Genomic DNA, 310 nt, shown 5'->3' on the forward strand with positions numbered 1-310 from the left:
TTGCCCCGTTGTCGCCGATGCCTGCAACCCACGCCATTGATCCACGACCAACGTATCCGCCGGGTGCGTGAGCGAGACCTATTTGACCGACAAGTCTGGTTACAACTGCCTGTTCGCCGCGTCGACTGTCTGCGCTGTGGTCGCGTCAGTGAACATATCGACTGGCTCCCCTCTGGCTCCCGCCTCACCCGGCGCATGCAGTGCTGGATTGAAGCGCTCGTTCAGTACCTCCCCATCCGCCATGTCAGCCAGCTCACCGGGGTCGGTTGGCACACCATCAAGGAGATCGACAAGCGCCGTTTGCAGACCA

The 310-nt window shown here is 61.3% G+C and carries 1 protein-coding gene; it reads left to right on the forward strand.

Features of this window, described 5'->3' with window-relative positions; all coding sequences use genetic code 11:
* On the forward strand, positions 1-310 hold a 310-nt coding region (locus J9892_RS20470), incomplete at both ends, for a helix-turn-helix domain-containing protein (protein WP_210538803.1).

Origin of the sequence: Aeromonas sp. Prich7-2 (assembly GCF_017939255.1) — a bacterium.
GTDB classification, from domain to species: domain Bacteria; phylum Pseudomonadota; class Gammaproteobacteria; order Enterobacterales; family Aeromonadaceae; genus Aeromonas; species Aeromonas caviae.